The organism is Lentibacillus kimchii (assembly GCF_055381965.1).
Genome location: NZ_AP043934.1, coordinates 1692171 through 1710619, shown reverse-complemented (window position 1 = coordinate 1710619; position 18449 = coordinate 1692171). Strand labels below are relative to the sequence as shown.

Sequence of the window (18449 nt, the reverse complement as noted above, 5' to 3'; positions counted from 1 at the left end):
TTTATGTCTGATAAGCCAGTTGTTATTGGTGTTGCCGGAGGAAGCGGCAGCGGGAAAACATCTGTGACACAGTCAATCTGCCAGCGCTTTCAAGATAAAACAATTCTGGTTATTGAACAGGATTACTATTATAAAGATCAAAGCCATTTGCCATTTGAGGAAAGACTGAATACCAATTATGATCATCCCTTGGCATTTGATAATGACTTATTAATCAGTCATATTCATAAACTGCTTAATCATGAACCGGTTCAGAAACCTGTATATGATTATAAGCTGTATACAAGGTCTAATGAGGTGATCAAAGTTGAGCCGAAACAAGTGATCATTCTCGAAGGCATTTTAGTATTAGAGGATCAGCGGCTGGTAGACTTAATGGATATTAAAACATTTGTGGATACAGATGCTGATATCCGCATTATCCGCAGACTGTCCCGAGATATGAAAGAAAGGGGGCGAACACTGGATTCTGTGATTGAACAATATGAAAATATTGTTCGCCCAATGCATTTGCAATTTGTTGAACCAACCAAGCGCTATGCAGATATTATTATTCCGGAGGGCGGTGAGAACCATGTGGCAATTGATATTATAGCCACTAAAATCGAACAGTCTCTATCTCGGGATACAGAAAAATATCAATGAAAAAGCATTGAAAATCTAAAAAAAATCTGCCATAGTTGTTTTTAGTAATTAGTCAGAATGACGTTTAAATTATTTGACAATAAAGGAGTGTCACTGTTCATGGCAACAGAGAAAAGTTTCTATATGACACAAGAGGGGAAAGAAAAACTGGAAAATGAGCTTGAATATCTGAAATCGGAAAAAAGGCAGGAAGTCGTTGAACGCATTAAGACTGCACGGGATTTCGGAGACCTTTCCGAAAACTCCGAGTATGATGCCGCGAAAGATGAGCAAGCTTTTGTTGAGTCCCGCATAGCGCAAGTGGAAAACATGATCCGCAATGCAGTTATTATTGAAAATGATACAGAAAATCCGGATGTTGTTACATTAGGAAAATCCGTTACATTTAAAGAACTGCCGGATGGCGACGAGGAAACCTATACGATTGTCGGCAGTGCTGAAGCTGATCCTTTTGAAGGTAAAATTTCTAACGATTCGCCTATGGCCAAAAGCTTGATCGGGAAGGAGTCCGGTTCTGAAGTAACTGTCTCCACACCCGGCGGTGATATACTTGTTAAAATTGAGAAAGTAGAGTAGGCGCAAGTCTGAATCCAACACAAGAAGAGCCCGGATATACCGCGAGCTTTTCTTGTGTTGTTTAATCAATTGCGATAAGAGCAAGGAGGGGAGAGTCAGTGGCATCCTCACGTGTTGATAAATATGAAAAACGACGAAAAAACACAAAACGTCTGTCTTTGTTGCTGATATTAGCGGGAGTTTTAGTTATTGTATTGCTGGGTTTCCTCTTTTTTGGTGGTGACAGTGAGTCACATGAGTCAAATGAAAGCGGTACTGCGGAACAGACTTCAGATGATTCACCGTCCGATACGGAGAAAGATCCGGCTGACGACGAAAGTGAATCCGAAAAACAGAGTACGGGAGAGAACCCCGACTCTAAATCAGATGACGAAAATGAGAATGAAAAACAGGAACGGGAACAGCTCAAGTCTTTTGATGATAATGTGATAAAGGCTTATACATCTGATTGGGAACCCGTAGGCACCGAGCAGACCGGATCCCATACGACGAATTATGATGATGGCTCACAGGACAGGCAGGAAATGCGAAAAGCTGCTGCAGCTGCCACTGATTTAAATGAGAGTGATCTTATCATGTGGTGTGCTGAACGGAATGACAATCAGAATGACGATCAGAAGGTGATTAATACGGTTTCAGATTCAGATAAAGATGACATTTACCGCGTGTATAATAAGTGGGTTGCTAATGAAGGCTGGCAGCCGACAAAAGTTGAAAAGCTGAAAGAAAACGATAAGAAGCAGTAGACGTCTGCTGCATATTTAGGAGATGGAGGTAACCATGACCATAGGGATTATTGGTGCAATGGATGAGGAAGTTGCTCTGTTGCAAAGCAATATGATAGACACAGAAACCGTTACGATTGCCAATTGTTTATTTATGCGAGGAAACCTGCATCACCGTGACGTGGTATTATTGAAATCAGGCATTGGCAAAGTAAATGCTGCGATGGCGACAGCGATTTTGCACGAACAATTTCAACCTGATCAGATCATTAATACTGGTTCGGCCGGTGGCATTACGGATAATATGCAGGTCGGGGATGTCATTGTTTCGACACAGGTTGTCCATCACGATGTCAATGCCACAGCCTTTGACTATGCATATGGTCAAGTACCTGGTATGCCGGCAATGTTTCAAGCTGATACGGATTTAGTAGCTCAGGCAGGTCAAGCGATGAAGCAATTAGCCATACCTTTTTATGAAGGTGTTATTGCCTCGGGTGATTCTTTTATGAGTGATCAGACGAGAGTAGATACTGTCCGGCGGAATTTCCCTTCTGTACTGGCAACAGAAATGGAAGCAGCTGCGATTGCCCAAGTATGTTATCAGTATGACACACCATTTGTTATTATTCGAGCGTTATCAGATATTGCTGGAAGGGATTCCTCAATCTCCTTTGATGCGTTTATAGAGACGGCAGCACGCAATGCAGCCAATTTGATCATGACCATTATCAAAGCGCCATAATCAAACTGAACACCTGCAGCAAATTTTTCAGACTCCCTGCCTACAGCCGTTTTCGTTATTGTAATAGCAGGGAGCGACACCATAGGTAGCAGAATAGTTCCATATGTTAGTATTCAGTCCAGCTGATTAGGTTCCAAGCAGGCGACGCGTTCATAGCAGGTGTTACGTTTCGCGGTATTCTTGGCGGTAATATTCATGAAAGACTTTCATAAGCGCACGCTTCTCGATGCGCGATACATAGCTTCTGGAAATATCCAGCATGTTAGCAATTCCCTTTTGAGTCATTTCCTGATAATTATTCAGCCCATACCGGTATAGAATAACTTCTTTTTCACGAGTGTCCAGAATGGCCAAGTAATCATTCATTTTGTCAATTTCCATATTTAATTGAATGTATTCAATGATATTCTGGTTTTCGGCTTCTAAGATATCAACTAGACTGATCTCATTGCCTTCTTTATCCTGCCCGATCGGATCATACAGCGACACATCTTTTTTCACTTTCTTCAGTGCGCGCAGATGCATTAAAATTTCGTTTTCAATACATCGTGCTGCATACGTTGCAAGCTTTGTTCCTTTATCAGCCGAGTAGCTTTCAATGCCTTTAATCAATCCGATAGTGCCGATTGAAATAAGATCCTCCATATCTTCGCCAGTGTTTTCAAACTTTTTAACAATGTGTGCGACTAATCTTAAATTGTGTTCAATCAGCTTGTTGCGAGCTTCTTCATCACCTTCCTGCATTTGCTGAATATACTTGGATTCATCTTCTGGGGGAAGTGGCTGAGGAAATGCATGGTTTTTGACATAGGACACAAAAAAAATCGTTTCTTTAATCAGCAGTCCAAGAAAAGTTAAAATCCCCGACAAGATAGGCACCTCCTTTTGAGTCAGCTGGGCTATGGCCCATACACTAACTGTATGAGGGAGGTGCTGTTTTTGTGTCTGTCCAGTATAAACTTTGGATGTGTGGCACGGGAAAACAGCTGTTTAAAGTTAATAAAAAAGCGACCCGCTGGGGGTCACTTCTGATGTTCCTTTTGCTTCTGAATAGCTTTTTCGTATTCATCTGGCTGATGTTTTGTAATAGGTTTAATACCAGACCGGTGAGCAGCTCGTGAAATGAGATGGCCTGCAACAGGAGACGTGAGCATCGTAAAGACAATAGCCAGCAAAAGTTTTCCGCTGATAATATCATGTTTAACATACATAAATATAAAGGCGCCAATAAGCAATCCTGCAATACCTAATGTAGCTCCTTTTGTGGTGGCATGGAGCCGCGTATAAACATCCGGAAATCGAACGGTTCCAATCGAGCTCGATAACAGGAAAAATGACCCTGAAAGCAAAAATAAAGCAATAATGATATTGGCAATTCCCTCAATCCAAGTCTCGATCAATGATAACACCCTTTTCCAGATATTTCGCAATACCGATTGTACCAATAAACAACAAGATACCAATCACTAAGACGACATCATTTAATGTTGTGGTCGGGATAATGATGGCTATTAGAGCTGTAAGGCCCATCATACTCATTCCAACGGCGTCAAGGGCTACAGCACGATCAGCAGATGTCGGTCCTGCTATAATCCGGTAAAGCAGCAGGACCAGCGAAATAGCAATCGCCACTACACTAATAAGCGCAGAAATGGTTAATACGCTTTCGCTGAAATTCAAAACACTGTTCATCGTGTCACCTCCTTGATCGCTTTTTCAAATGTGTTTTTAATAGCATCAATTTCCTCATCAATATCATCAATGTTCATGGCATGAACATATAAATGGCTCTTATCCTGTGCAACGGCTACTGCCAGTGTCCCAGGTGTCAGGGTTGTTAAGTTAGCCAGGAGTGTGATTTCCCAATCCGTTTGGACGTCCATTGGCAGGGCAAAAATACCTGGTTCAAATTCCGGTTTTCGTTTAAAGACAAGTTTAACAATATCAATATTTGATGTGATTAACTCTTTTATGAACAGTATAATCAGATTGAATATTTTAAAGACGCGCCTTAAGTAAAAGTTTCCTGGAATAAACCGGTTAAGCAGCAGCAGTAAGAAAATGCCGATAATGTAGCCGATTATAAAACTTGAGATCGTATAACTTTCACTTAAAAACATCCACATGACGGCAATGATCACGTTAATGACGATTTGAAATGGCATAGAGCATTACTCCTTCATGACAGAATTTATATAAGCTTCCGGATCAAGTAAGTACCCAGCTATCGACTCAACAGATGGGTAAATAAATTCTGCTCCAATTCCCATAAATACGGATAAAACCGTCAATATTACAATTGGCGCTGTCCGCGCTTTGACTGATATCGGCTTGAATGCCGTGTCTTTTTCGCCCCAGAATCCTCTGATGAAAATCTTCATGATAGAATACAGTATCAGCAGACTGGACAACAAGGCAATAATGACAATTGCGATATGTTTATCGGCCAGCGCTCCTCTTATTAATTGAAGTTTACCAATAAAGCCGCTGAAAGGAGGGATGCCGGCAAGAATGAACCCTGAAACAAATAACAGCCAGCCCAGAAATGGATAGTAGTGAATCAGGCCGCTGAATTTCCGCAAATCAGATGTTCCGGCAACGTAAGTAATTGTTCCTGCTAAGAGAAACAAGCTTGTTTTAATGAGCATATCATGAATTAAATAGTACAGTGATCCACTCAAAGCATCCTGATTAAACAGGCCGACACCCATCAGGACAAATCCAATGGCGGGAATAATATTATAAGCCATAATTAATTTGATGTTATTGGTAGATAGAGCCCCAATGACTCCGAAAATCATTGACAAGCCGGCAATCCAGATGAATGTTTCGTGCGTGAGTTCTGGTTTATGTATGAAGATTAGAGAAAACACGCGGATAATGGCATAAATACCTACCTTCGTAAGCAAAGCTCCAAACAATGCGGAGATGACCGGGTTCGGAACAACGTATGATTTAGGCATCCAGTAATACAGCGGAAACAACGCAGCTTTTGTGGCAAACACGAAGAATAAGAGAATACTAACGGTTGTCAGGATTCCTTGCTGATCAACGTCTTGCACACGATCGGCGATCTGGGCCATATTAACAGTTCCAAGCGTCCCATAGATAAACGCGACAGCTGTCACAAACAGCATAGACGAGAAAAGGTTAATGAATACATATTTAATGGATTCACGCAGCTGTGTTTTATCACCGCCTAAAATAATCAGGGCATACGAAGCCATTAACAGGACCTCAAAGAACACAAACAAGTTAAAGAGATCGCCTGTCAAAAAGGCACCCGAGACACCTGTTATCAAAAAGAAAAAGAACGAATAAAAATAGTAGCGTTCTTTTTTGTTTGGTAAGGAATACGGCGCGTAGAAGGCGCAGGCAGAGGCCACAATGTTTGTTGTTAAAACAAGCAAAACAGCCAGTTTGTCAGCGACCATAACAATTCCGTATGGTGCCGCCCAGCCCCCGACTTCAAGTACAAGCGCTCCTTCGTTAAATACATGCCAGGCAATGCCAGCTGCAACAGCCAGATTTATAAGAATAAATAGTTTGGTTAACCGACGGACAAGGACTAATTTTTTTGGAAAAAAGGCCAGTATGATGCCCGAAATTAACGGAATAATGATTGGTAAAACTGCAAAATTACTCATTTTCGTTACCCCTTAGTTGCTCCATATTATCTGTATCGTTCTCCTCAGTTGTGCGGTATGCCAGAACAAGAAGCAGGCTCGTGATCCCAAAACTGATAACGATTGATGTTAGAATCAGCGCTTGCGGCAGGGGATCGGTGTAGTTCTCAACTCCGTCACTCAGGATCGGCGGACTGCCTCGTTTCAATTTCCCCATTGTCAGTATAAATAAATGAGCGCCGTGGGAAAGCAGTACAGACCCGATAACAAGTCTAAGCAGCTGTTTTTGCAATAAATTGTATATAGCAGCGGCAAATAGTATTCCTGCCAGAATTAAGATTATAAACTCCATTTATTTGTCTCCCTTGCCTGTTTTTAATTTAATGAGCGAGTAAATGGCCAGCACAGCAATGCCCAGTACCGTTATCTCAAATAATGTATCAAAGCCGCGCATGTCAACGAGAATAACATTGACAATGTTATGGCCGCCGCCAATGGTATCAGCCGTCTTCACGAAGTAATCTGAGATCGTTTCAAACCAGTCACTGCTGTAAGCCGAAATTCCCACAAGCGTTACCATGGCACCAAAACCGACGGACACAAGCGTATTGGTCGTCTTAGTGCGTATTGGTTCATGTTGTTTTTTAAGATTCGGCAGGTGGTGAAAACAAAGCAGGAATAACGCCACAGAGATTGTTTCAACGACCAATTGCGTTAAGGCGAGATCCGGTGCTCGGTAAATAACGAACAAAAGCGATACGCCATAACCAACAACACCTGCGATTAATATAGCGGCCACATTTCGCTTGGCAAAGATCGTTCCAATCGCTGCAGCTGTAATAACCAGGGAAATAACTACTTCTACGGTTGACACTGGTGCCAGGTCGCTGAAATCAATCGTAAAGCCGCTTGTTATCAGCATGAAACCAATTGTGACCACAAATATGGTGCTTAAGATAATAAGCATATACTGTCTGAGTGAACCAGTCATGTAAAAAGACGTCACGTTTTCTGTCCAGTTATCCAATTTAGCCATGATCCAATCGTAAATCTTCGTGACACTCCATCTGCCTGGCAATATCTGATAAATACGGTTCCATTTTGTTCTTGTGATAAGAAGAACGATCCCAGTCCCAACAACTACAAGGGACATAAGAAACGCAGGCTTGAAAAATCCATGCCAGAATTTTACATTCTCCACTACGTCTCCCCCGTACACAGCCTTGGCAGCATGGGCAATAAATGTGCCATTCACCGCATTTGGGAATAAACCGATTAAAATCACACCCAATACAAGAATCATGGGCGCTAAGAGCATGCCAAACGGCGCTTCATGCGGTTTTTTAGGCAGCTTTTGCAATTGTGTTTTGCCGCCGAACGTTCCAAATAAAAAGTACAATGCATAAACAAATGTAAAGATACTGCCAAAAACGGCCAAATATGGAACAGCTTCAACGAGAAATGTCGTTATAGCATGCGTTCCCCCATCCAGGCCAAGACTTGATTCAAAGAACAATTCTTTACTGTAAAACCCGTTTAAGAACGGCAGGGGAATGCCTGCCATAGAAAATGTTCCGAATAAGGCAAGCGTTGCTGTGATGGGCATTAACGTATACAAACCCCCGAGTTTTCGAATATCACGTGTGCCCGTTTCGTGATCAACCGTACCAGCAACCATGAACAGACTGCCTTTAAAGGTGGCATGGTTTAAAATGTGGAACATAGCAGCGAAAATAGCTGCGCCTGTTCCAAAGCCAAGCATTGCCATAATCATCCCAAGCTGGCTGATAGTGGAAAATGCGAGAATGGCTTTTAAGTCTGTCTGGCGAACAGCCATATAGGATGCCCAGCACAGTGTGACAATACCCGTTATGGTCACAATGATAAAGAACCACTCGAAATCAGCGAATACTGGCGAAAACCGGGCAACTAAATAAATACCAGCTTTAACCATGGTTGCCGAATGAAGATACGCGCTGACAGGCGTTGGAGCTTCCATGGCATCAGGCAGCCAGATATGAAACGGAAACTGTGCCGATTTTGTAAAGGCGCCAAGCAAAATGAAACCGAGCGCAAGCGGCATGTAGGAACTATCCAGTATGGTATCGGCATTTGTAATCATAGCCTGAATGCTTGTTGTTCCAGAAATGACGGATAAAAGTGCAAAGCCGCCCAGCATGCTCAGGCCGCCAAAGACGGTTATCATCATCGATTTCAGAGCACCATATCGTGACCGTTCATTAAAATGCCAATAACCAATCAGCAAAAACGATGAAATTGATGTTAATTCCCAAAAAGTATAAAGGGCAAACACGTTATCCGACAACACAATACCAAGCATGGCGGACATGAATATGAGCAGATAGACATAAAAGTGACCCAGACGCTCACTCTTATCGAGATAGTAAATCGAATATAACACGACAAGTGTCCCGATGCCGGTTATTAATAAGGCAAATAGCAGACTGAGACCGTCCAGGTATAAGTCCAGATTTATTCCAAGGGATGGAATCCACGGATATGTATTGGTTACTGTCTGAAAATCAGGTCCGATAAATCGGATGAAATACAAAAAAATGGCTAGTGGAATGATTAATACGAAAACGCCTGTATGGATTGTATATTTATACTTACTGATAAGTGGTATAAAACAAGCCAGTATAAGCGGAATTAATACTGTAAATAGCATCTGAATCGACGTCCTCCTCTAGATCGTCAGGGCATTATCGGAATCAATGAAAGCATGATCTCATATACGTTTTATACGCATGCAAAAGTTGTCATCAATAGCTTATCATAATCTTGTTCAAGAGAAAATAAAAAGCCCCGCGCTCAGCGGGGGTTTTATATACTGGAACAGTCAGATGCGTGTTTTGAGTTTGTGTGTCAATCCTCGTCTTTGAATTTCTTGTTCAATCAAATTTATAAAGTCGGGGCTTAAGTTCAGTCTGTTTGCCTTGTCATGGGATTCCATCAGCAGTTCATTCGATAGATACTCCATCGTTAGCCCTCCTTATATTGGATTATCCGGGCTTTACTGGATTGATTAACATTAATTTACCATGGAACAGCTATTAGAACAAGCTGGCAGTTATCTACAATCGCTTGTAGATAACTTGTGCACAAATGGCTAATTAAAGGGAAAAATGCTGATATTTCAGTGTGGATTTTGTTGATAGACTTATCCACAAATCAAAAAATGAAAGAAAATGTCGAACGTTTTTTGGCATACTTCTGGATGACATATATTTTTTGGCAGAGAATTGCTTACTATAATGGAAACCTCATAGTGATGTGCGTTATAATAAGTACCTGTTGTGTTATTTGCAGTTGTCTGGTTAAGATTCACCCTGATTAAAGCGGTTTTTATTATTCGCAAGAGGTGTAGATTGTTGCTAAAATATTTTTTGCCAAGTAAACATGTTAAAAGCATTTTTGATATTTATCCCGAATCCTTGAACGAACAGTCTGTTAAAGGTATCATTACTGATCTGGATAACACCCTTGTGGCTTGGGATGCACCCCATGCAACATCGAAAATAGCCGAGTGGTTCAGACAGATGAATGAGCATCATATTCATATAACGATTATCTCAAATAATAATCTGGAACGTGTGAAAAAATTTTCCGAGCCGCTGAACGCGCCGTTTCTGTTTAATGCCAGAAAACCGTTGCCCCATTCCTTTAAACGGGCTGCCAAAGAGATGAAACTGAGTCAAGATAACATCATAGTCATTGGTGATCAGCTGTTAACAGATGTGCTGGGCGGGAATCTCGCAGGGTTTTCGACAATTTTAGTTACGCCGATCGCTCAGACAGACAGCAAAGCAACCAGGTTCAATCGAAAAATTGAGCGGCGAATTTTAAGTTATATGCGGAAAAAAGGCAAGATAAGCTGGGAGGAATGATCATGACAGACAGATACTGTGTTGGATGTGGCGCGCCGATTCAAACGACTGATCCGGAGAAAGCCGGGTATACCCCTGCTTCAGTCTTAAATAATGATACCATTTTATGCAAACGCTGCTTTCGTTTAAAACACTATAATGATATACAGGATGTGTCGATGACGGACAGCGATTTTTTGGCTATGGTCAGCCAGATACGTGACAAGCCGGGTCTCGTCGTTCATTTGGTGGATATTTTTGACGCGGATGGAACGATGATCAGCAGTTTGCCGCGTATTGTCGGCAATAAGCGTGTTCTCCTGGCGGCGAATAAAACGGATTTATTGCCAAAGTCCGTTAACCGGAACAGTTTAACGAAATGGCTGCGTTCAGCGGCCAAAGAAGCCGGTATTGCGGTAGAAGGGGTTTATTTAATATCCTCGCAAAAAGGTTATGGTATCACTGAATTGAGCACGGCCATTGAAGAGGAACGGGCTGGTCAGGACGTTTATATCGTTGGCACGACAAATGTGGGGAAATCCACGTTTATCAATCAGCTGATCCGTAATACGACAGGGGATTCGAATGTTATTACAACATCCTATTTCCCTGGTACGACACTTGGGTTTATTGAAATGCCACTTGATAATGAAACAGCTATGATTGATACGCCGGGTATTGTGAACATGCAGCAGATTGCTCATTATGTTTCAGACCATGATCTGAAAATTATCAAGCCAAAAAAAGAAATGAAACCGCGGGTATACCAGCTTAATAGCCAGCAGACCCTTTATTTCGGCGGATTGGCCCGTATTGATTTCGTGAAAGGCGAGCGGCAATCGTTTGTTTGTTATTTCGCCAATGATTTGACGATCCATCGGACTAAATTAGAGAACGCCGATAATCTGCTGACAAAACATAAGGGAGAACTTTTATCGCCGCCTGATGAGAAAACATTGCAAACACTCCCGGAATTAACAGCCCAGACACACAAATTGCCGCAGGAGGATATAGATATTGTGCTTCCTGGCTTAGGGTGGGTGGCTGTTCCCGGCGGAGGCGTCACGGTTACGGTTCATACACCTAAAGGTTTTCAGACATCACTGCGGAAATCGCTGATATAGGGGGGGAGACAGTTGTATTATCAATTAGGGTTAATCGGCTATCCGATTGAACATTCAATGTCCCCATGGCTTCACCGGCAATTTCTTCAAAAGAGTGACTTGCCTGGTGAGTATTCGCTCATCGAACTAGCGTCAGAACAGTTACTGGCCGAAAAGTTGCAGCAGATTAAACATGTACCATTCGACGGCTTTAATGTAACAGTGCCATACAAACAGGAGATCATACCATATCTGGATCAATTAGATGCTCATGCGCGAGCAGTTGGAGCCGTTAATACGGTCGTACAGGAAAACGGGCAATGGGTTGGCTATAATACAGATGGACTGGGGTATACGGCCAGTTTGAAACAGCATTATCCTGCTATTTTTCAGAAACAGACGAGCCGGGTTTTGCTGATTGGTGCGGGGGGAGCGGCCCGTGGTATATTTGACGGGCTGGTGACAGCTGGTCTGACCCGGATTGATATTGCAAACCGGACGCATTCCCGTGCCGAGCCTATTGCCGAACTGGGCGATGATAACGTTCATTCAGTTATTCTGACATTACAAGAGGCGGAGCAGCAACTCCACTATTATGATCTGATTATCCAGACAACGAATGTCGGAATGAAACCGAATGATAAAACACTTATTCTGTCATTGGATAACCTAAGGGAAGACACAATCGTCAGTGATATTGTCTATCAGCCGATTGAAACGGCATTTCTGCGGCAGGCAAAGCAGAAAGGGGCTGCCATTCTTCATGGTCATACGATGCTGTTTTATCAGGCGCTGTATGCCTTTGAATTATGGACGTCGGAAAAAGTCAAAACGGAAACTATGGAACAGACGTTAAAAACAGTACTGGAAGGGAGATAAACTATGCTGACAGGTAAACAGAAACGCTATTTGCGCTCACAGGCAAATTCATTAAAACCCGTTTTTCAAGTCGGCAAAACAGGTGTCAACGCTAATATGGCTGACCAGATCAGCGAGGCGCTAGAGAGACGGGAATTAGTGAAAGTGAGTGTGCTTCAGAACTGTCCGGAAGATAAAAATACAGCAGCTGAAAAGCTTGCTGACCGGAGCGGAAGTTATGTTGTGCAAGTCATTGGCCACACCATTGTTCTTTATAAAGAATCGGATGAGCATAAGCAGATTGTACTTCCAAAAAGCAATGGTTAAGGAGTGACTTCTGTATGAAATCTATTGGGATATTGGGAGGTACATTTGATCCGCCGCATATTGGTCATTTAATAATAGCTAACGACGTCTGCCATGCTCAACAGCTTGATGAGGTATGGTTTATGCCTTCGTATGAACCGCCGCATAAGGAAAGCGCTGCTGCTGACACAATGGACCGTGTGGCGATGCTTGAACGGGTGACGGCGGACAATCCTCTTTTTAAAGTTGAGACGACTGAAGTGAATCGTTTAGGAAAATCCTTCACCTTTGATACAATGAAATGGCTTCAGGAAGCTCACCCTGACACATCGTTTTATTTTATTATTGGTGCTGATATGGTGGAGAACTTACCGCGCTGGAGGCATATTGAGCAACTGCTGGAGATGGTGACGTTTGTTGGTGTTAATCGCAAAGGCTACACGATTAACAGTCACTATGCCATACGGACAATGGATGTTCCGCTCATGGAAATTTCCTCAACGGCAATAAAAAACCGTGTGCGCAGCGAAAAAACGATTAAGTACATGGTCCCAGAGAGCGTTGAAACTTATATAAAGGAGAACCGATTGTATGAATAGAGATGAAGCTATTGAAATTGTCAAACCTCATTTAAAACAGACACGTTTCGATCATACACTTCGAGTAGCTGACGTTGCCAAACAACTGGCGGAAAAAAACGGGGCTTCAATTGAAAAAGCTGAGATAGCAGCTATTTTGCATGATTATGCTAAATATTTTCCGCTCGAAGATTTGCGCGGGATCATTCAGGATAATGATTTGCCAGCCGATCTGCTTGATTACCATCATGAACTGTGGCATGGTCCGGCAGCCTACATGATCGTTAAGCAAAAACATGGTGTAGCTGATCAGGACATACGAAATGCTATTTATTATCATACAACTGGCAGAGCTGATATGAGCTTGCTGGAGACGATTCTGTTTGTTGCGGACTATATTGAACCCGGCCGATCGTTTCCCGGCGTAGAGGAAGCCAGGGAGATGGCTGAAACGGATTTAAATCAGGCAGCTTGGATGGCTTTAAGGAATACGATTCAGTTTTTAGTCAGTCAGCATAAAACCGTCTATCCCGATACATTTTATGCTTATAATGATTTAACGATACGTTTAAGCGGAGGTAATAACAGTCATGGATAATCAAACGGTCATACAAATGGTTGCAGATGCCTGTGATGCTAAGCAGGCAAAAGATATTATTGCTTTGGATATGGAGGATATTTCGCTGATGACAGATTATTTTCTAATTTGTCATGGAACGAATGAACGTCAGGTTCAGGCCATTGCGAGAGCTGTTAAAGACACAATGGACGAAGCGGAACTCCAGGTTATACGCATGGAAGGTTTTGATCAAGCCCGCTGGATCCTGGTTGATCTGGGCGATATTGTGTGTCATATTTTTCATCATGATGAACGACAGTATTATAATCTTGAGCGTTTATGGGGGGATGCTTCCCGAGTTGAACTTAACGCCGGCCAGAATGGGTGACAGCTATGACGTATGAGCAAATGGCTTATTATTACGACCAGCTTATGGAAGATGCGCCATACGATGATTGGATAGACTTCACAGGTCAGACAATTCGATCATGTGGAAAGGATATTGACTCAATTGTCGATTTAGGGTGTGGCACAGGCCAGATTACCACGAGGCTTTCCCAGTTGGGCTATCGCATGACGGGCGTTGATAATTCAGGTGCCATGCTGAGCGTGGCGGAACAGCGTGCCAGTCAAATTGATGTCCCAGTTCAGTGGCTTCAGCAAGATTTACGTGAGCTGAACGGCATTGTAGATCAGGATATGGCGATCAGTTTTTGTGATGTTATCAATTATATAACGAAAGAAGAAGATGTTTATACGGTCTTTGAAAACGCAGCCAGCGTACTTAAACAAGGTGGGCTGTTTGTCTTTGATGTCCACTCCCTTTTTCATGTTGAACACCATTTGGTCAATCAGACATTTGCTGTTGTTTCGGATGATATTTCATACATATGGTTTTGTCAGGAAGGTGACGGGCCAGGTGATATGTATCATGACCTGACTTTTTTCGTCAGAGATCAGGAGCAATTTAACCGGTTTGATGAATGGCATCATCAGAGGACCTTTTCAATTGATTTTTATAATCAGGCGTTAAAGCAAGCGGGTTTTGACATACAATCTGTTTCGGCCGATTTTTCACTGCATCCGAATGATCATGAGAACGAGGCTGAAAGACTGTTCATAACGGCTGTTAAACGATCGGAATAATTTTTTCCGATCTTTTCATATGTTTAAGAAGGATTTTGCCAGAGAATGTCGAATAGATTAACCAGAGGTATAGAGCGTCTCGTGAAGAACCCCCCATTAACTGCTTCCAAACGCTAAACCGATTGACCTCTGACTTTTCCCCGAAGGATGTGACGGCATACATTGTTAACCCCTCTTAAGAAGTTTGGTTTCCCGCTAGTGATTGTGTTAATAATTGGTCTGGTTTTGCTTTTTAACCACAATACGGGTGCTGATACGGCAGTATCTGACCCAAGTTTGCCATCAGAGGAAGAAGGTACTCTCACAAAAGCAAGTGAAGATGACGTATCGGAAGAAGGGCGTGTTATGGTAGATGTGAAAGGTGAGGTGGACGAACCTGGTGTGTATGAGGTGGAATCTGACACCCGCGTTAATGACGTTATTAAGATGGCCGGCGGTTTCACAGAAAAGGCTGAGCAGGCCACGGTCAATCTAGCTCAAAAAGTGCAGGATGAAATGATTGTGAACGTGCCGAAAGACGGTGCTGACAATGCAAAACCGGCATCTGCAAACAATAAAACGTCGCAAATGCGAATTAATAAGGCATCACAGGAAGAATTGGAAGAATTGAATGGCATTGGTCCATCCAAAGCAGAAGCGATTATTCAGTATCGAGAGGAGAATGGTTATTTTAAAACAGCCGACGATATTCTGGACGTATCAGGTATTGGTGATAAGACATTGGAATCTCTGAAGGACGATATTCAAGTTCCCTAGTATTTCAATAATGGAGAGGATCTATTCAGTTAGAAGAAGGAGGACGATCATCATGGAACGTATTTCCTGGAATCAGTATTTTATGGCGCAAAGCTACCTTCTGGCATTGCGGAGCACTTGTACAAGACTTATGGTGGGGGCAACAATCGTCAGAGATAAACGCATCATTGCCGGTGGATATAATGGAAGTGTTTCCGGTGATGTGCATTGTATTGACGAGGGGTGCTACATGATTGATGGGCATTGTGCCCGTACTATTCATGCAGAAGCCAATGCACTTCTGCAGTGTGCTAAGTTCGGTGTCCCAACGGATGGCTCCGAGATTTATGTCACCCATTTTCCATGTCTGCAGTGCTGCAAACAACTCATCCAGGCCGGCATCAAAAAAATTTATTATGCTGAAGACTATAATAACCATTCGTATGCGATGGAATTGCTTAAAAAGGCCGGGGTTGAAACGTATAACGTTGTGTTAACGGATCTGCAGATTGATCAGGAGTATCAGGAAAAAGAAGCGTATGTCGACCGGCTGCTTCAGGAACTTGAAACGCAAACGAATGACCGCTCTCGTTATGAAATGTTAAAAGCTGAAGCTGCTGGTTTGTTTCATAGGTGAAGGCATGAAAGGTTTCTGGCATTTTCCTGCCTTGGGCGTCACGGTTGCTTTTCTGACAGTCTTATTTGGCCAAAAATGGCTGCTGGCTTTATTTGTTATTTGGTTATTGTATTTAGTTTATTACAATAGGTTAGGGAAGCTTACTCTCCTCATTTCCTTAGCCTTTGCCATGTCAGCCTCAATTTATATCCCTCAGTTAGAAAAACCACAGAGCAGCAGTGAGACGTATCCCATGAATGAATCCAATTTTACAGGAGAAATTACCAGCCCCATAGAAACATCTGACAGCCGGACTGCTTTTGAGCTCTCCGATGACAGATCAGACCACACATTTCTTGTTGTCCATTTTAATGATGCGAAAAATATAGGCAAGCAATTAAAATCTGGTGCGACCTGTACAATTCGGGGCGATCCCGAAATACCGCCGTCAAACAAAAATCCCGGTCAATTTGATTATCAGCGGTATTTACTGACACAGGACATTCGTTATCAAGTGGTACTTGATTCGCCGCAGGACATTAGCTGTACTGGGGCTTCAATGATGAACACGGTTTATGAGCTGCGTAGTGATCTGATTAAGTATGTTGATAGTAAGGTTAGTTCCGATACTGCTTCATGGTTAAATGCTCTTGTATTTGGTGATGATTCCGGGCTGGATGAGGAAATGACGGAACGTTTTCAGCGGTGGAGTTTATCACATCTGATGGCCATTTCCGGACTCCATGTTGGTATCGTTGTCGCCTTAATCTATTTTCTGCTTGTGAGATTGAATCTGCTCACCAAAGAAAAAGCACACTGGATCGTTATCTTCTTTTTACCGCTCTATGTCTTCCTTGCTGGTGGTGAGCCATCTGTTCTGCGGGCAGCTTTTATGGTTGTTTTATTCTTGCTTGCTAATAAGTGGAAGTGGACGTTGAGCGTGACTGACGTTCTCAGTATTGTTTTTTTACTGCTAGTGCTGTTTGATCCATATATGCTGTATTATGTCGGTTTTCAATTCTCGTTTTGCGTCACGTTTGGTCTGCTTTTATCCAGAAGCTGGCTTGCTCAAACGACCAGTTCTTTTTTCACCGTTCTAAATATCAGTTTTGTCTCACAAATGATGATTTTGCCGCTGCAGATAGCCTATTTCCACACATTTCATCCGCTGTCTATACCCTTAAATCTGATCGTTGTTCCTTACTTCACACTGTTTGTTATTCCTTTTATGTTCGGGATCCTGCTGGTGGCTCCAGTGTCTCAGTGGCTTGTTTCTTATGCTGATCAATTATTTATTTCAATTCATGATATGTTTCTGTCATCTGTTGAATGGATTGATCAGACTTTATACATTCCCTGGGTGATTGGCTCCTTTCCGCTTGCCGGAGCGCTCGTATACTATACTTTGTTTGTTATTTTTATGAAGAAAGTGACGTTAAACCAGCTGTGGCAAGCCTTTAAGTACGGTTGTTTCATAACCGCGCTTATAATGCTGCTTATGCTCCGTCCTTATTTTTCTCCGGCAGGTCATTTCACCATGCTTAATATTGGGCAAGGGGGTGCAATGGTTATTGAACTTCCTTATCGCCAAGGTGTGATAGTTGTGGATGCCGGGGCAGAGTTATCTTTTGGCGATGACGCTGCATCGGATAATGAATACAAACAAATTATTCGTCCGTATTTATATTCGCGGGGTATAACGCAGGTGGATGCTGTCTTTATTTCACATGATCATATGGACCACATGGGCAGTGTGAAATTTATGGCCGATGAGCTGACCGTTGGCAGTGTCATTGTAAGTGATTATTTTGTCTTTTCGAAACAGCTTGCAAAGGCATTGGAAAGGAATGAGACAGAGGTGATCCGTGCATCGACTGACGACGTTATGACGGTAGGTAAACAGACCTTCCAGGTATTAGCACCCCATACGGATAAAAATGATAAGGATCAAAACTCACTTGTCCTCTATACACAAATGGGCGGAGAAGAATGGTTGTTTACGGGTGATATCGGAAAGGAAACAGAAAGACAGCTGGCGGGTGATTATCCTGGTTTGAACCCCTCGGTTCTGAAGGTGGCACATCATGGTAGTAACACGTCTACGGATCCCGGCTTTATCGAGCAGTTAGAGCCGGCATATGGGCTGATTTCAGCCGGTGAGAATAATCAATACGGCCATCCGACTCCGAGTGTTATCAAGACACTTGATGAGGCAGGTGTTACTATTTTAAGAACTGATCAGAAAGGTGCCATTCAGTTTCATTTCACAGGGTCAAAGGGAACCTTTTCTGTCTTTAAGCCATAGACTGTCATACAAACAAAAAAGAGACTGTTTATCATCTAC

General features: G+C 42.6%; 23 protein-coding genes. 15 read left to right on the top strand and 8 right to left on the bottom strand.

Annotated elements, in window-relative coordinates:
- Positions 1 to 3: 3 nt before the first annotated feature.
- The 4 genes from udk (at position 4) to mtnN (ending at position 2691) form a co-directional block, all read left to right on the top strand.
- Positions 4 to 645, top strand: coding sequence for a uridine kinase (udk, locus tag ACZ444_RS09230; RefSeq protein ID WP_382360812.1), 642 nt, complete (start codon positions 4 to 6; stop codon positions 643 to 645).
- Positions 646 to 744: 99 nt separating this feature from the next.
- On the top strand, positions 745 to 1221 hold the full coding sequence (gene greA / locus ACZ444_RS09225; RefSeq protein ID WP_382360815.1) for a transcription elongation factor GreA: 477 nt from the start codon (positions 745 to 747) through the stop codon (positions 1219 to 1221).
- Between the two features lie 98 nt (positions 1222 to 1319).
- The gene (locus ACZ444_RS09220) at positions 1320 to 1967 is read left to right on the top strand and encodes a YrrS family protein (RefSeq protein ID WP_382360818.1); all 648 of its coding nucleotides are present in this window, start codon (positions 1320 to 1322) and stop codon (positions 1965 to 1967) included.
- 34 nt (positions 1968 to 2001) lie between these two features.
- Entirely contained in the window at positions 2002 to 2691 is a 690-nt protein-coding gene (mtnN, locus tag ACZ444_RS09215; RefSeq protein WP_382360821.1) for a 5'-methylthioadenosine/S-adenosylhomocysteine nucleosidase, read from the top strand.
- Positions 2692 to 2853: 162 nt separating this feature from the next.
- Here mtnN and sigK read toward each other — a convergent pair whose 3' ends face one another.
- The 8 genes from sigK to ACZ444_RS09175 all read right to left on the bottom strand — a co-directional run bounded on the left by sigK (position 2854) and on the right by ACZ444_RS09175 (position 9318).
- Positions 2854 to 3561 (bottom strand): RNA polymerase sporulation sigma factor SigK, encoded by a 708-nt coding sequence (gene sigK, locus ACZ444_RS09210; protein WP_382360824.1) that lies wholly within the window; start codon positions 3559 to 3561, stop codon positions 2854 to 2856.
- A 152-nt stretch (positions 3562 to 3713) separates the two neighbouring features.
- The gene (mnhG, locus tag ACZ444_RS09205) at positions 3714 to 4091 is read right to left on the bottom strand and encodes a monovalent cation/H(+) antiporter subunit G (RefSeq protein WP_382360827.1); all 378 of its coding nucleotides are present in this window, start codon (positions 4089 to 4091) and stop codon (positions 3714 to 3716) included.
- A complete protein-coding gene (locus ACZ444_RS09200; RefSeq protein WP_382360830.1) occupies positions 4072 to 4383 on the bottom strand; it encodes a monovalent cation/H+ antiporter complex subunit F in 312 nt (103 codons plus the stop codon). Before ACZ444_RS09200 ends, mnhG begins: the two co-directional genes overlap by 20 nt.
- Positions 4380 to 4856 (bottom strand): Na+/H+ antiporter subunit E, encoded by a 477-nt coding sequence (locus tag ACZ444_RS09195; protein ID WP_382360833.1) that lies wholly within the window; start codon positions 4854 to 4856, stop codon positions 4380 to 4382. Before ACZ444_RS09195 ends, ACZ444_RS09200 begins: the two co-directional genes overlap by 4 nt.
- Positions 4857 to 4862: 6 nt before the next feature.
- The gene (locus ACZ444_RS09190) at positions 4863 to 6338 is read right to left on the bottom strand and encodes a Na+/H+ antiporter subunit D (protein WP_382360836.1); all 1476 of its coding nucleotides are present in this window, start codon (positions 6336 to 6338) and stop codon (positions 4863 to 4865) included.
- A complete protein-coding gene (locus ACZ444_RS09185; RefSeq protein WP_382360839.1) occupies positions 6331 to 6669 on the bottom strand; it encodes a Na(+)/H(+) antiporter subunit C in 339 nt (112 codons plus the stop codon). The genes ACZ444_RS09190 and ACZ444_RS09185 overlap by 8 nt, the downstream gene beginning before the upstream one ends.
- Positions 6670 to 9006 (bottom strand): Na+/H+ antiporter subunit A, encoded by a 2337-nt coding sequence (locus tag ACZ444_RS09180; protein WP_382360842.1) that lies wholly within the window; start codon positions 9004 to 9006, stop codon positions 6670 to 6672.
- A gap of 171 nt (positions 9007 to 9177) precedes the next feature.
- The gene (locus tag ACZ444_RS09175; protein ID WP_382360845.1) at positions 9178 to 9318 is read right to left on the bottom strand and encodes a sporulation histidine kinase inhibitor Sda; all 141 of its coding nucleotides are present in this window, start codon (positions 9316 to 9318) and stop codon (positions 9178 to 9180) included.
- A gap of 391 nt (positions 9319 to 9709) precedes the next feature.
- On the opposite strand from ACZ444_RS09175, the gene ACZ444_RS09170 reads away from it, so the two are divergent.
- From ACZ444_RS09170 to ACZ444_RS09120, 11 genes are all read left to right on the top strand, one after another.
- Positions 9710 to 10225: a YqeG family HAD IIIA-type phosphatase gene (locus ACZ444_RS09170; RefSeq protein ID WP_382360848.1), complete on the top strand. Its 516-nt coding sequence runs from the start codon at positions 9710 to 9712 to the stop codon at positions 10223 to 10225.
- A gap of 2 nt (positions 10226 to 10227) precedes the next feature.
- Positions 10228 to 11328: a ribosome biogenesis GTPase YqeH gene (yqeH, locus tag ACZ444_RS09165; protein WP_382360851.1), complete on the top strand. Its 1101-nt coding sequence runs from the start codon at positions 10228 to 10230 to the stop codon at positions 11326 to 11328.
- 12 nt (positions 11329 to 11340) lie between these two features.
- Positions 11341 to 12186 (top strand): shikimate dehydrogenase, encoded by an 846-nt coding sequence (gene aroE / locus ACZ444_RS09160; RefSeq protein WP_382360854.1) that lies wholly within the window; start codon positions 11341 to 11343, stop codon positions 12184 to 12186.
- A gap of 3 nt (positions 12187 to 12189) precedes the next feature.
- Complete coding sequence (gene yhbY, locus ACZ444_RS09155; RefSeq protein WP_382360857.1) at positions 12190 to 12492, top strand: ribosome assembly RNA-binding protein YhbY; 303 nt, start codon at positions 12190 to 12192, stop codon at positions 12490 to 12492.
- A gap of 14 nt (positions 12493 to 12506) precedes the next feature.
- Positions 12507 to 13070 carry a nicotinate-nucleotide adenylyltransferase gene (locus ACZ444_RS09150; RefSeq protein ID WP_382360860.1) on the top strand — a complete coding sequence of 188 codons (564 nt, stop codon included), beginning with the start codon at positions 12507 to 12509 and terminating at the stop codon, positions 13068 to 13070.
- Entirely contained in the window at positions 13063 to 13647 is a 585-nt protein-coding gene (gene yqeK / locus ACZ444_RS09145; RefSeq protein ID WP_382360863.1) for a bis(5'-nucleosyl)-tetraphosphatase (symmetrical) YqeK, read from the top strand. Before ACZ444_RS09150 ends, yqeK begins: the two co-directional genes overlap by 8 nt.
- The gene (rsfS, locus tag ACZ444_RS09140; RefSeq protein ID WP_382360866.1) at positions 13640 to 13996 is read left to right on the top strand and encodes a ribosome silencing factor; all 357 of its coding nucleotides are present in this window, start codon (positions 13640 to 13642) and stop codon (positions 13994 to 13996) included. The genes yqeK and rsfS overlap by 8 nt, the downstream gene beginning before the upstream one ends.
- Before the next feature lie 5 nt (positions 13997 to 14001).
- The gene (locus ACZ444_RS09135) at positions 14002 to 14754 is read left to right on the top strand and encodes a class I SAM-dependent DNA methyltransferase (protein WP_382360869.1); all 753 of its coding nucleotides are present in this window, start codon (positions 14002 to 14004) and stop codon (positions 14752 to 14754) included.
- 198 nt (positions 14755 to 14952) lie between these two features.
- On the top strand, positions 14953 to 15510 hold the full coding sequence (locus ACZ444_RS09130; RefSeq protein ID WP_382360872.1) for a helix-hairpin-helix domain-containing protein: 558 nt from the start codon (positions 14953 to 14955) through the stop codon (positions 15508 to 15510).
- A gap of 52 nt (positions 15511 to 15562) precedes the next feature.
- Positions 15563 to 16126, top strand: a complete 564-nt coding sequence (locus ACZ444_RS09125; RefSeq protein ID WP_382360875.1) for a ComE operon protein 2 — start codon at positions 15563 to 15565, stop codon at positions 16124 to 16126.
- Positions 16127 to 16130: 4 nt separating this feature from the next.
- On the top strand, positions 16131 to 18410 hold the full coding sequence (locus tag ACZ444_RS09120; protein ID WP_382360878.1) for a DNA internalization-related competence protein ComEC/Rec2: 2280 nt from the start codon (positions 16131 to 16133) through the stop codon (positions 18408 to 18410).
- The last annotated feature ends 39 nt before the right edge of the window (positions 18411 to 18449 follow it).